10 protein-coding genes are annotated in these 13,152 nt (G+C 48.7%); all 10 read left to right on the top strand.

Going from position 1 to position 13,152, the window contains the following annotated elements:
• Positions 1-143: 143 nt before the first annotated feature.
• The 10 genes from AC6ESO_RS27400 to AC6ESO_RS27355 all read left to right on the top strand — a co-directional run bounded on the left by AC6ESO_RS27400 (position 144) and on the right by AC6ESO_RS27355 (position 13,150).
• Positions 144-1,106, top strand: coding sequence for an ABC transporter permease (locus AC6ESO_RS27400; protein WP_497094173.1), 963 nt, complete (start codon positions 144-146; stop codon positions 1,104-1,106).
• Positions 1,100-1,996: a carbohydrate ABC transporter permease gene (locus tag AC6ESO_RS27395; RefSeq protein WP_497094172.1), complete on the top strand. Its 897-nt coding sequence runs from the start codon at positions 1,100-1,102 to the stop codon at positions 1,994-1,996. The genes AC6ESO_RS27400 and AC6ESO_RS27395 overlap by 7 nt, the downstream gene beginning before the upstream one ends.
• Before the next feature lie 59 nt (positions 1,997-2,055).
• Positions 2,056-3,711 carry a type 2 periplasmic-binding domain-containing protein gene (locus AC6ESO_RS27390; RefSeq protein ID WP_497094171.1) on the top strand — a complete coding sequence of 552 codons (1,656 nt, stop codon included), beginning with the start codon at positions 2,056-2,058 and terminating at the stop codon, positions 3,709-3,711.
• A 102-nt stretch (positions 3,712-3,813) separates the two neighbouring features.
• Positions 3,814-5,928: an alpha-N-acetylglucosaminidase gene (locus AC6ESO_RS27385; RefSeq protein WP_497094170.1), complete on the top strand. Its 2,115-nt coding sequence runs from the start codon at positions 3,814-3,816 to the stop codon at positions 5,926-5,928.
• Positions 5,929-5,958: 30 nt separating this feature from the next.
• Positions 5,959-8,490: a hypothetical protein gene (locus AC6ESO_RS27380; protein WP_497094169.1), complete on the top strand. Its 2,532-nt coding sequence runs from the start codon at positions 5,959-5,961 to the stop codon at positions 8,488-8,490.
• A gap of 23 nt (positions 8,491-8,513) precedes the next feature.
• Complete coding sequence (locus tag AC6ESO_RS27375; RefSeq protein ID WP_497094168.1) at positions 8,514-9,752, top strand: alpha-L-fucosidase; 1,239 nt, start codon at positions 8,514-8,516, stop codon at positions 9,750-9,752.
• 292 nt (positions 9,753-10,044) lie between these two features.
• Positions 10,045-10,527 carry a peptide-methionine (S)-S-oxide reductase MsrA gene (gene msrA / locus AC6ESO_RS27370; RefSeq protein WP_497094167.1) on the top strand — a complete coding sequence of 161 codons (483 nt, stop codon included), beginning with the start codon at positions 10,045-10,047 and terminating at the stop codon, positions 10,525-10,527.
• On the top strand, positions 10,524-10,973 hold the full coding sequence (gene msrB / locus AC6ESO_RS27365; protein WP_497094166.1) for a peptide-methionine (R)-S-oxide reductase MsrB: 450 nt from the start codon (positions 10,524-10,526) through the stop codon (positions 10,971-10,973). Before msrA ends, msrB begins: the two co-directional genes overlap by 4 nt.
• 320 nt (positions 10,974-11,293) lie before the next feature.
• Positions 11,294-12,268 (top strand): ABC transporter permease, encoded by a 975-nt coding sequence (locus AC6ESO_RS27360; protein ID WP_497094165.1) that lies wholly within the window; start codon positions 11,294-11,296, stop codon positions 12,266-12,268.
• A 15-nt stretch (positions 12,269-12,283) separates the two neighbouring features.
• On the top strand, positions 12,284-13,150 hold the full coding sequence (locus AC6ESO_RS27355) for a carbohydrate ABC transporter permease (protein ID WP_497094164.1): 867 nt from the start codon (positions 12,284-12,286) through the stop codon (positions 13,148-13,150).
• Positions 13,151-13,152: the final 2 nt, after the last annotated feature.

Genomic DNA, 13,152 nt, shown 5'->3' with positions numbered 1-13,152 from the left:
GGCTTTTTTATTTTCGGAAAGTGAAGTTCTCCAAAAAAAGTGAAGCATTTCAAAGATATTTGAAAATTACCGTTTTCCACGCAGATGATATAGTTAGTACATCGAAATGAAAGCGCTTCATGAGAGCGGAGAGGAGGCAGGTAGTGAACGATACTGTAGCAGCGGTCACAAGGCCGGAAGCCATAGAAACAGTGAAGAGAACTAAACGTGCGAGCAGGTTTAAAGGATACGGCGGTTTATTGATTATGATGATTCCGGGGATGCTGTATTTCTTAATCTTTCATTACTTACCCATGTATGGCGTAATTCTGGCCTTTAAAGATTTTAAAATGCTCGAAGGGATTCTGAACAGCCCATGGGTCGGGTTTAAACATTTTGATAAGGCTCTATCGGATGCGAACTTCTACAAGGTTCTCAAAAATACATTGATCATCAGCGTGTATAAATTGGTGTTTGGTTTCCCCGTGCCGATCGTATTCGCATTATTAGTCAATGAAATTCGAAGTGCCAGATTCAAGAAGATCGTACAAACCATCTCGTATTTGCCGCATTTTATCTCCTGGGTCGTATTATCGGGGATTTTCATTATGATTTTCTCCCTGGATGGTCCGGTCAATTTGATTATGAAGCTGCTGGGCATGGATCCGGTACTCTTCATGGCAGATGTCTCGTATTTCCGTACTATCCTAGTGATCACCTCCATATTCCAAGGCTTCGGATGGGGCTCTATCATTTATTTCGCGGCCATCTCGGGTATCGATCCGCAGCTCTATGAAGCTGCCATCATGGACGGAGCAGGCAGATTGAAGAGAATGATCTACATCACGATTCCGATGCTGATCCCGGTCATTTCGATTCTTCTCATCTTATCGATGGCGGGCATCCTGGATGCAGGCTTTGACCAAATCTTTAACATGTACAACGCGAAGGTATACGGAGTTGCCGACATTATTGATACATTCGTCTATCGCAAAGGATTAATTGATATGAACTACAGCTACTCTACGGCAGTCGGACTGTTCAAATCCGTTGTGGCGCTTATCCTCATCGTGAGTGTGAACTGGATCGTGAAGATGATTGGGGGCAAGGAGCACACGTTATGGTAAAACTATCCAAAAAGCGGGGATCCTTCGGCGATCAAGTGTTCAATGTCTCTTTGTACGTGATGATGTCTATCCTCATGCTCGTTACGCTATATCCGTTCTGGAGCCAAGTCGTTCTATCGTTTGAAGCCGGTTCGGCGGCTTATTCCACAGGGTTTCTATTGATTCCCTCCAAATTCACATTCGAGAGCTACAAGCTGGCTTTAGAATACAAGATGCTGTGGATCGGCTACGGGAATACCATTCTCCGGACAGTCAGTGCGGTCATCATTAGTATCACGGTCACATCGCTTACAGCCTACCCCTTATCGAAGAAGGGGCTTCCCTACAATCAGCTGTTTACATTAATCATCTTGTTCACCATGCTGTTTGGCGGCGGTTTAATTCCGAATTATTTGCTCATTAAGAAGCTGGGCTTGTACGACACCATGTGGGCGCTTATTCTGCCGGGCACGGTAAGTGCATTCAACGTTCTGATCATGAGAAACTTCTTCCGGTCGATTCCAGAGAGCTTGGAGGAATCTGCGAAGGTTGACGGTGCAGGCCATTTCCGCATCTTCAGCACCATTATTCTTCCACTATCTACGCCGGTGCTTGCGACGGTTGCGCTGTGGGTAGGCGTCGCACACTGGAATGCATGGTTCGACGGCATGATCTACATCTCTGATCCGAATAAGCAGGTGCTGCAGGTCATTCTCAGACGAATTATCGTAGAGAACAATGTGACCGACCTCAATGCGCTATTGCTCAAAATGCAGAATAAAACCTCGTTTACCGGTCGCCAGCTGCAAGCGACGATGATTATGTTCTCGATCATTCCGATGTTGATTGTGTATCCGTTCGTTCAGAAGTACTTTGCAAAAGGAATTATGATCGGTGCTATAAAAGGCTAAGGGCGGATCCCCCTTCAGCCTTCCTATAGATGACAAAATCATGAAAGGGCGGTCTAAATATGAACAAGAAACAAAAACGTATGATGACAGCTGTTTTCTGTGCGGCATTCTCCGTTTCGATGCTGGCAGGCTGCGGCAGCAATGCCAACAATACATCTTCAGGAGCGAATGAAGAAACGAACACATCGGCAGGAGCGGCCACGAATACAACCAACAATGATTCAACGAATGCTTCGACAACAACATCCGATGAGAAAATGAAATTGATGTTCTGGTCCTTCTATGCGGATAAGAACAATCTGAATGGATTTGCCATGAATACGCTTCGCGAGAAATTCAATATCGATGCCGATTTCTATACGACAACGGGCGAGGCGTACAAAGAAAAGCTGCAGCTCATGCTGGCTTCCGGCGAAGTGCCGGATTGGTGGAAAATGAACTGGTGGGAGGATTACGACAAATTCGTCGATCAAGGCGTAGGTGCGGAAATTCCCGAAGAGCTACTCAATGATTATGCACCGCACTATGTCGCTTGGCTGAAGAAAAATGCCGGTGAAGGCGATCCGTTCCGCTATGTCCGCCGCAATGGGAAGATCTACTCCATGCAGGATATGTGGACGCTTGGTTCCAAATACAAAGTGCTTGGATTCCGCGAGGATTGGCTGAATAAAGTGGGCATAACGAAGACGCCTGAAACGTTGGATGAAATGGAAGCGGCTTTGACGAAATTCCGCAATGATGATCCGGACGGCAATGGCAAGAAGGATACTTATGGCATTACAGGCACGGCTGAATCGATTTCGTCGATCTTCTCCTCCGTATTTGGTGCGTTTGGCGTTTACCCGGGAGCCTTTGTCGAAGAGAATGGCAAAGTCGTACGCGGAGAGATCAGTCCGAAAGCGAAGGATGCCCTTACAGTACTCAACAGCTGGTACAAGAAAGATCTGATCGATCCGGAGTTTATCGTCAATAAATCCAGCAACGTAGACGATAAAGTGGTTTCCCAGAAGGTCGGAGCGGTTGAGAATGCATGGTGGGCATTCATTCCGAAGGATGCGTTCTACGAAGGTCTCTACTATGAGAAGATTCGCGAAACGAATCCGGATGCGAACTGGTCCATTACCGGAGGCCCTAAAGGACCGGATGGAACATTTGGCATGACGCAGGACAATCCGTTCAACGCACCCGGTATCCAATTCGGCAAGCAATTAGAGAAAGACCAACCGAAGCTGATCAAATACTTGCAAGTATTCGATGATACGATTTCGAACATCGATACGTGGGAGAAAACAAACTACGGGGAGAAAGGCAAGACGTTCCAAGTTACGGCAGACGGTTCCTATGAATTCCTAGCACCTTACGACAAAGAAGACGAACAGATTAAGTTCGGCGTAGGTCCTTATTACTCGATCCCAAGATCATTCAACGATTACGACATGCAAGCGCCTTTCATGACGAAAAAAGCGTTAATGCCTATTCGCCAAGAAGCGGAGAGCAAGGGTACTGGCAAGTACGATATTCTGCAGCCGCTGCAGAAGCCGGTGTACAACGAATTTGTAGAACCGTTGAAACAATTGACGATCCAGAACTTTATTGACTTTATTACCGGCAAGCGTCCAATTAACGAATTCGACAAATTCGTCGAGGAATGGAATGCAGCGGGCGGCACGCAAGTCATGGAGGAAGCACAGCAGAAATTTGATGAAATGAAATAATTGGTTGGTCAAGAGTTCAATGCGGATAGTCATGTGCTGAGAAGCCATCATTATCCGCATTTTCTTTCATTCCCTATCGGATAGGACAATAAGGAGGATCATATGTCAGTTTTCATTCCCGCAGTTCATGAATTAGTAGCTAGGTTGCTGCCAAAGCATGCCGATCAGTTTGATATCGAAGAGATCGCGCAAGAGAACGGGTCAGATGTATTTGAAATTGAAAGCATGGATGGGAAAGTCAGACTCCGTGGATCGAGCGGAACAAGCATCGGCTCCGCGCTTCACTGGTATTTAAAATATGCGTGCCATTGCCATGTTTCTTGGTCCGGCGATCAATTGGCGCTGCCTGAACGGCTGCCGCGAGTAGAGGCGCTGATCAGACAGTCAACGCCGTACGCCTACCGCTATCACTTGAATTTCTGTACGTTCAACTACAGTATGACCTGGTGGACTTGGGAGCGTTGGGAGCGGGAAATCGATTGGATGGCGCTTCACGGCATCAATATGCCGCTTGCGATGACAGGCCAAGAAGCCGTGTGGATGAATGTAGGTCGAAGACTTGGTTTATCGACGGAACAAATGCTGGACTATTTGCCGGGCCCGGCTTACTTGGCATGGCATTACATGGGGAATGTGGACGGTATGGCGGGACCGCTTCCGCAGAGCTGGATCGAAGGTCAGCAGAAGCTGCAACTGCAAATCCTTAAGCGCCAGCGCGAGCTTGGGATGACACCGGTTCTGGCCGGTTTCTATGGACATGTCCCGGCAGCTCTTCGAAGTCTCTATCCGGAGGCGAACATTACGCAGCTTGACGCTTGGTTTGGCATGCCGGGCATTCACTTCTTGGATCCAAGCGATCCCGCATTCGCAGAAATTGCACAGGTGTTCTATGAAGAGCAGGAGAAGCTCTATGGGACGAACCATTTCTACGCTATGGATTTATTCCATGAAGGAAGCTCGCCGGATTCCTCGCCGGCTTATATGGCACAAGCAGCAATGAAGGTTTGCGATACGATGACCGCTAACGATGCTGACGCAATTTGGGTGATGCAGAGCTGGTCGATGTCGGAGCCAATTGTAAACGCGCTGCCGGATCAGCGTGTCTTTCTGCTGGATTTATATGCGGAGAAACAGCCGAGATGGAAGAAAACCGATGCTTTCTACGGCAAGCCATGGATTTGGTGCATGCTGCATAATTTCGGCGGCCGCAACGGTATGCATGGGGATCTGAATGGCATGGCCGGAAGCATCGCGGAGGCACAGCGGTCGGCAGAGAAGGGGCAAATGCGCGGGATCGGATTCGCCCCTGAAGCGATCGAAGAAAATCCGGTCTTCTACGATCTGGTGAGCGAAATGGTATGGCGCACAGAAGCGCCCGATATGGATGAATGGACAGCGCAGTATGTCCGACGCAGATACGGCGCGCAATCAGATACAGCCGTGGAAGCTTGGAAGCTTCTTCGGCAATCGGTTTATTCGGAGAATGCGAATCCTGAAGCGCTACTATGCGCGCGTCCGAAGCTTGAGCTAGATCGCGTATGCAACGGGTCGATTGTTCCGTTCTACAACATGGACGTACTATTTGCCGCTTGGGAGCTGATGGTAACCTGTGGGGATGCACTTGGTGCATCTGAGAACTACCAATACGACTTGATTAATGTAGGGCGAGAAGTGATGTCGCATCAGTCATACCACATCTACATGCGATGGATGGAAGCCTTTAAGGCAAGGGATCGCAGCGCCTTCTATGAACAAGGAGCAAACATGCAGGAGCTGATTACGGATCTTGATAAGCTGGCAGGGACGAACCGATATTTCTTAACCGGTCCTTGGCTTGCTCAAGCTGCCGCATGGGGCTATACAGACAAGGAGAAGGCGCTTTACGAATTCAACGCGCGGACGCAGATTTCAACCTGGTGGCCTGAAGTGATGTTCGATGATTACGCGCATAAGCAGTGGTCTGGTATGCTGGCGGGGTTTTACTTGGAGCGCTGGAAGCGATTTGCCGCAAGCTTGGAAGAGGCCTTATATCAGCCAGAGAGCTTCGATGAGGCGAAATTCGATCAAGAGATTCGTCGGTGGGAGATCGAATGGATGAATCGATCCGGTAATGAGTTTGCGTGCAAGCCTACAGGAAACCCTGTTGAGGTATCGCGGACGATGATTGAGAAGTATAAAGTTATGGTGAATCAAGCACGTGTTAACTCGGAGGTGTGAGAAGTGACGATGGCCGCTAGGAATGATAAGTTGCGAAAATTGATAGAGACGTACTCGGATTCGAGATTTGTGCTGTTCGCTGCAGAGCGGGAACATCCTATACTGACTTGGGACGATGTTCCGGAGCAATGGGTAAGCAGCTCCGCATCTGTGCAGGGACCCTTTACGGTAGAGGCGCGTCCGGGAGAATTTTACCCGCTGCAGTTGGTTGTAGCTGCGACAGGAGCACAATTGGACGATGTCGAAGTCCGCTTCGGCGATTTGATTTCAGAGAGGCAGGATGCAATAAAGGCCGAAGCCATGACTTGTTTTCTTGCGGAAGGAACCGATTACGTAGGACGGCCCTTTCATAAGAAGGTAGCTGTGGCCGAAGGTGCGGTTCAATCCTTGTGGGTCGGCGTGAGGATTTCTGTACAGGCTGCTGCTGGCATTTATACCGGCGAATGGGCGATTAGCGCCGGATCTGAAGAGAAGCGAATTCAGGTTTCTCTTCACGTATCGGGGCTGCCGATTGAGAATGGTGGAGATGGAGAGTTATGGAGGCTTTCTCGTCTGCGCCATTTGAACTCTCGGATCGCATTGGATGACGAGGTTGCAGCTCCGTTTGTCCCTGTAAGCGTAGAAGGGCAAACCGTGTCCTTGCTAGGAAGGAAAATAACCTTAAACAATCAAGGGATGCCAGCTTCGATCGTAAGCTATTTCTCTCCTTCCGTTACGGAAGTTTTGGAGCACGGGCGGGAGGTGCTTGCATCTCCGATGAAGCTCGCTGTCTCTGTCCATGGACAAGAGCTTGTGTGGGAGAACGGCGGCTGCAAGTTTGTCAGCCAATCGGACAGCCGCATAGAATGGCAGGCCGACAGCGAGAACGATCGCTTCGAAATGAACATGGCGGGAGCACTCGAATTCGACGGTATGCTGCAGTGCCGCATAACGCTGAAAGCCAAAACAGCCGGAGCTGTCGATGATATCCGACTAGAAGTGCCTTATTCGGCTGATGTGGCCCGTTATTCGATGGGGATGGGGCGCAAAGGAGGAACTAGGCCGGAGACAATCGAATGGAAGTGGGATGCGGCGCTAAACCAGGATTCCATCTGGATCGGTGACGTGAATGCGGGACTCCGCTGCTTGTTGAAAGACCGGGATTACGTGAAACCGTTCGTCAACATTTACTATCGCCATCGTCCACTGCAAATTCCCGTGAGCTGGGGGAATGAGGGGAAAGGAGGAGCAAGGGTTCATAGCGCGGGAGACGCCGTAATCTTGAATGCTTACTCAGGGGAGCGCGTCGTAGAAGCAGGGCAAGAGTTATATTTTGACTTCGAGCTCTTGATTACACCGCTTAAATCCATTGCCATAGAAGAGCATTGGAACCGCCGCTTCTACCATAGACCGCCTGAAACAGCCGTTATCTCTGCCCTGCAAGACGAAGCTGTTGCCAGCGGCGCGAACGTCATTAACATCCATCACGGGACAGATCTGCACCCGTACATTAACTATCCTTTCTTTGAAACCGAAGCGCTTGCGGGGTTTATCAGCGATGCTCACGAGAGGGATATTCGCGTAAATGTGTACTATACGGTTCGCGAGATGACGGATCGGATGAAAGAGATGAAGGCACTCCGCAGTTTGGGCGAAGAACTATTTCCAGCCCCGAACGGTTCAGCCGAAAGTATTCTCTGGCAAGGCGATGCAGCCGCATGGGTTCGACAGCATCTTGGCGATGATGTCATTCCGGCATGGAAGCAGACGCTTATAACGCCCAAGTATGCCGGTGAAATAGACGCAGCGATTATTTCCGACGGAACCTCGCGAATGGTTAACTATTATCTTGAAGGCTTACAGTGGTTGATCGTTCATGCCGGCATAGACGGTATTTATATCGATGACGTTGCCTACGATCGCACAACGATAAGAAGAGCCCGCAAACTTCTAGATCGGGCTAAGTCGAACGCGACCATTGATTTTCACACTTGGAATCATATGAATGATTTGGCTGGTTATTGCAACAATTTGAATATGTACATGGAGCTGCTGCCGTATATCGATAGTCTGTGGATTGGCGAGGCTTTCGAATATGACAAAGAAAGCGCAGATTACTGGCTGATCGAGATTAGCGGCATACCATTCGGGCTGATGGGGGATATGCTGCAAGACGGCGGTAATCCGTGGAGAGGTATGGTCTATGGCATGACCAATCGTCTGGGCTGGCATGGCCATACGCCTGAGTTCCTCTGGCAGCTGTGGGATGAATTTGGCATGGAGCAAGCTAGTATGCTCGGTTATTGGCATCAGGATAACCCCGTTCGCACGGGATCTGATGAAGTACTGGCGACCGTGTACCGCAAAGAAGATCGATTGCTTATTGCAGTTGCGAGCTGGGCGAAGGAAATGGTGAAGATTTCTCTTGCTGTTTCATGGGACCGGCTAGGTTGGGATCCGAATCGTATGAAGTTGACCATTCCAGCTATTCCACAGCTTCAGGAGATGGATGATAGAGCAGGACTAACCGATTTGCAAGTGGAGCCGGGAAAAGGAAAGCTGCTCATACTTATTAATCAATAGAACCAGAGGAGATGTATCCGATTATGGCAATGCCGATTCCGTCACCGCGCGTGGCGAAGTTCGAGAAGCAGGCTTTCGGTATGTTTATTCATTGGGGGCTTTATTCCCAGCTCGGTCAGGGAGAATGGGTGCAGCATCTGCGGAAAATTCCGATGGAAGAGTACGCTGCATTGAAAGATACGTTTACCGCCAGCGATTTCGATGCACGGCATATAGCGAAGACAGCCAAGCGGGCCGGCATGAATTATATCGTCTTGACTACAAGACACCATGACGGATTCTCGCTGTATGACACGCGCGGATTATCGGATTATGATGCACCGCACAGCGCAGCCAGGAGGGATCTGATTGCCGAATTTGTTCAGGGCTGCAGGGAAGAGGGCATTACGCCATTCTTCTACCATACCACTTTGGATTGGTACCAGCCGAGCTTTAAAGACGATTTCGACAGCTACCTAGAATACTTGCGCTCATCCGTTGAGGTACTGTGTACGCATTACGGACCGATCGGCGGCTTCTGGTTTGACGGGAATTGGAGTAAGCCGGATGCCGATTGGAAGCTCGATGAATTATACGGAACGATCCGCCGCTTACAGCCGGAAGCGATGATTATCAACAATACCGGATTGGATCTTCGCGGAGAGATTGGGCATCATGAGGTAGACAGCGTGACCTTCGAGCAGGGACGACCTGAACCGATGAACCGCGAAGGGATGAGCAAGTACGTTTCCGCCGAGATGTGCCAAACCATTAACGGGCATTGGGGCTTCGGACGCCATGATTTCTCTAATAAATCAACGGGCGAGCTCATCGCGAATCTGCTTGCCTGCCGCAAGGTAGGCGCGAATTACTTGCTCAATGTCGGTCCTCAGGCCGGTGGGAGAATATCGAAGCTGCAGGAAGCTACGCTTGAGGTCATCGGAGATTGGATTGAGATGCATGGCAATCTCATTTATGAAGGGAAACCGAGCCCGATTAAAGGCCAAGGACATGACTTCGCGCTGGAAACGGATGAGGGAACCGCATATCTGTTTGTGCATGATTTAACGATTGACGGCCATGCGAACGTGACAACCGCGGTTGGTGGAACCGGACCTAGAGTGTTTACGAACGTTACCGGCCATGTTTCCGGCGTGCGGTGGCTCGATAACGATGAAGAGTTGGCTTTCACGCATGATGCGGCGTCCGGTTTGTTATGTTTCTATGCAACAGGCTACCCATACGGAGATAACTTTGTTGTGCGGGTAGCGGTAATTTCTTGATTTGCAAAACGTATCGTGACTTGTTCGTTCTAATTCATGATAGGTTGTGACCATCTTCAATAAAGTATGTGTCAAGAGCCGCCGATTGTTTTGGCGGCTTTTTGTCGTTCCCGTACCACCATCTGTTTACACGCTGTGCGTAACCTTCAAAATTAATATAAATAGTTACTTGCTATTCGTTTAGGGTCATGATATAGTATCAAATGTAACTAGTAAAACTAATTTAGATAGTTACTTTGTAGGCATTCAAGTCGCTGCTTTCATGCACCTACAGATTACGGGAGGGTTTCGGATGAGTGATAAGAAGATCGACAATGTACAAATGAATCAGCCTTTAGAAACCGCTGTTTTTGCAGGTGGCTGTTTCTGGCACATGGAAGATGCTTTTCAAAAGCTTGATGGCGTCTCAACGGTGTACGCCGGGTATACGGGCGGATTAATGAAAAATCCGACGTATCAACAAGTTGTATCTCACGCAACGGACCATCTCGAAGCGGTCGAGGTGCATTATAATCCGGATGAGATTACGTATAACGAGCTGCTGGAACATTTCTGGAAAAACACTAGCCCTGCGGAGTCCGCCATTTATTATACAAGCAATGAACAAAAGGAACTGGCTGAATTATCCCGAACGTACATCGACAAACGTATTGGCAATGCAACGAAGATTGCCGCTGCGACAACGTTCTACAAGGCTGAGGAAGAACATCAGGATTATTACCAAAAAAACGGTATCGCTTGTCTGGTCAACAAAGTCTGGAGGTTGGGAAAATGACAATCAGCTCCAAGCAAGGCTTTAGCGGAAGCTTCAACAAAAAGGAAAAGCTGAAATCGCTGACTGAACTCCAATATAACGTCACTCAGAAGGGTACTGACGAGCCGCCGTTTCATAACGAATACTGGAATAACACAGAAGAAGGGATCTACGTAGACATTGTTTCAGGGGAGCCGCTGTTTAGCTCGAAGGACAAATACGATGCGCAGACAGGCTGGCCGAGTTTCACAAAACCTTTGGAGTCTCATAGCGTCGTGCTTAAAGAAGGTTTTTTCGGCACGGCAGTCAGAAGCAAGCATGCGGATTCCTTCCTTGGCCATGTGTTCAACGATGGACCTCCATCAACGGGACTGCGTTTCTGCATGAACTCCGCCGCCATGGTATTTATTCCGAAAGCGGATCTTGAACAAAGAGGCTATGGCGCTTATGCCACGTTATTTGAATAAGGAGTGGATAGGCGTACATTTGGAGAATTCAGGAAATAAAAGGTTGACGGCGAAAAGACGGCATGGTAGTATAACCACATAATAACAAAGTAATCTCATCGGAATAATAAAATATCAACCGGACAACCGGAGACCACGTCTTACTTAGGCGCTGAGTCTCCTTTTTTTGTCCGGCAAACGACTGGATCGCCAGAGATTAAAACTGCTCATTTACTTGATTGCAGGATGAGATGAATACGAAGTCTACCGTTCAACCGGAGACACAACAGGCACCCCTATGTTGTGTCTTTCTTCATTTTATCGTAAGGGAGCATTCACGGATGGCATACGTTGACGGCGAGGCCGCTCTGGAAGAGGTCAGAGTTCTGCCTCCAAAGCCAATTAGGCGCAAATTAAAGCTTTTGAGGTACATCTGGTTTAATCGATATCTGTATTTAATGCTGGTTCCGGCACTCGTCTATTACTTGATTTTTCATTACATCCCCATGTACGGGGCGGTCGTTGCCTTCAAGGATTTCAGCATTATGAAAGGGATCTTGGGCAGTGATTGGGCAGGCATGAAGCATTTCGAGTACTTGTTCTCACAGGATAAATTCTGGCAGGTCATCAAGAACACGGTGATCATTTCGCTTTACCGGCTTACCTTTGGATTTCCGGCACCTATTATTGCGGCTCTGCTATTGAACGAGGTCAGGGCGAAGGCGTTCAAACAGACGATACAGACGATCATTTACCTGCCTCACTTTATTTCCTGGGTTATTCTTGGCGGCATTCTGATTAATTTGCTTTCCACGGACAGCGGCATCGTGAATAACTTGATCAAGCTGTTTGGGGGTACGCCTATCGGATTTTTGAGCGATGAATCTTATTTTCGCAGCACGCTTGTATTCTCGATGATTTGGAAAGAGTTCGGCTGGAACACGATCATCTACATGGCAGCTTTGTCCGGGATCAGCCCGCATCTGTACGAAGCGGCGGTCATCGACGGGGCAAATCGGTTGCAGCGGCTTGCGTATCTCACGATCCCGCTGATCCGGAGTACTATTGTGCTCATTCTCATACTTCGTCTGGGCGGTATTATGGAAGCCGGCTTCGAGCAAATCTTCGTGCTCTATAATCCGGGGGTATACCGTGTCTCGGATATTATCGATACGTATGTCTACCGAATCGGCTTAACGGATGGAAGGTTCAGCCTTGCAGCAGCGGTAGGATTGTTTAAATCCCTGATCAATTTTGCTCTGCTCGTTATAGCAAATTGGCTTTCCAGGAAGATGGGAGAACAGGGTGTTTACTGATACGGGAGGTGGACTATGCATTATACCAGCAGGGCAGGGAAGCTATTCAACTCGTTCAATATCGTATTTCTGGCTATCGTAGCCATCGTTACGGTGTATCCATTCTGGGATACGCTCGTCGTATCCGTCATTCCGCTCGAGGAGTACCTCGGTTCCAGCATTCATCTCTTCCCCAAGCAGATCACGTTCGAAGCTTATACGTACTTGTTCTCGATGAATGAATTATGGAAGTCTTACGGCGTGACGCTGTTCATCACGGTTGTCGGGACGGCGCTTAATATGATCCTCACGGTGCTGGCGGCCTACGCGCTTTCAAGGCCCGGACTTAAGGGGCAGCGCGTAATCATGTTTCTTCTCGTATTTACGATGATGTTCAGCGGCGGTATTATTCCCACCTATCTATTGGTTAAAGACCTCGGCATGATGAACTCCGTCTGGGCGCTGATCATCCCGAGTGCTCTCAATACTTACAACCTGATTATTATGAAAAGCTTCTTCTCTTCGATGCCGGATGGTTTGGTTGAAGCAGCCAAGATCGATGGCAGTAACGACCTGGGGATCCTGTTTAAGATTGTAATCCCATTATCATTGCCGGCGATTTCCACCATCACGCTCTTCTATGCCGTAACCCGGTGGAATGATTTCTTCAACGCGATATTCTTCATCAGCGACAAGGAGCTTTGGCCCTTGCAGCTATTCTTGAGAAGCATGCTGTTCGAGAATGAATCGTCCTACTCGGGAGGCGGCGATAGTCTATTCCTCCTTGGGCCATCCATCAAGATGGCGACGGTTATGGCGGCTTCCATTCCGGTTATGCTCATTTACCCTTTTTTCCAGAAGTATTTTATCAATGGCGTGTTGATTGGCGGGGTCAAGGAGTAACT

Source organism: Paenibacillus rhizoryzae, from assembly GCF_059686995.1.
Note: the sequence above shows the minus strand (reverse complement) of the source record. Positions and strands in the feature narration are given on the sequence as shown.